Annotated in this window: 1 protein-coding gene; it reads right to left on the reverse strand. The window is 54.3% G+C overall.

What is annotated here, in order from left to right:
- Positions 1 to 76 precede the first annotated feature (76 nt).
- The coding region (locus ACQ76X_RS36255; RefSeq protein ID WP_438498711.1) for a hypothetical protein at positions 77 to 473 on the reverse strand (397 nt) is incomplete at its 5' end.

Genomic DNA, 473 nt, shown 5'->3' on the forward strand with positions numbered 1-473 from the left:
AACAAAATGCCCCGTCTTTCTGTCTTTGCCATCCAGCGTATTGACTACGATATGCCGTGGATGTTTCATCCAGCGCTTAACTAACCGATTCGTATGCTTTAACAGGCTCATCAGCATCCTCCTCTCCATGCAACTGGGCAATCAGCGGTGTACGCAGCAGCGGATCAAGAGCCAGAGGCCTTCCCTGGAACAAGCAATACCCTGCCGCAGGAAAATAGGGGTAGACCGCGGTGAAGGACTGTTTATATTGCTCCCTCAGCAGTGCGGCCATTCTGGAAGCCATCTCTGGGGTACTCTGGTTTAGCCAGAACTCTCCTGCCCAGCGGGGGGCAGCGTCCGTAAACCGGAGCCAATGATGATAATCACAGTCCATGATAGCAATGGAACGATGTCGCTGCATGAGCGCCTCCCGTTCGGGGTAGTTCCACGGGATCTCGGCAATGACCAGTCCATCTTCTGCTGATCGGCGCTGG

Source organism: Paenibacillus sp. IHBB 3054 (assembly GCF_051594305.1).
In the GTDB taxonomy this organism is placed as follows: domain Bacteria; phylum Bacillota; class Bacilli; order Paenibacillales; family Paenibacillaceae; genus Paenibacillus_AQ.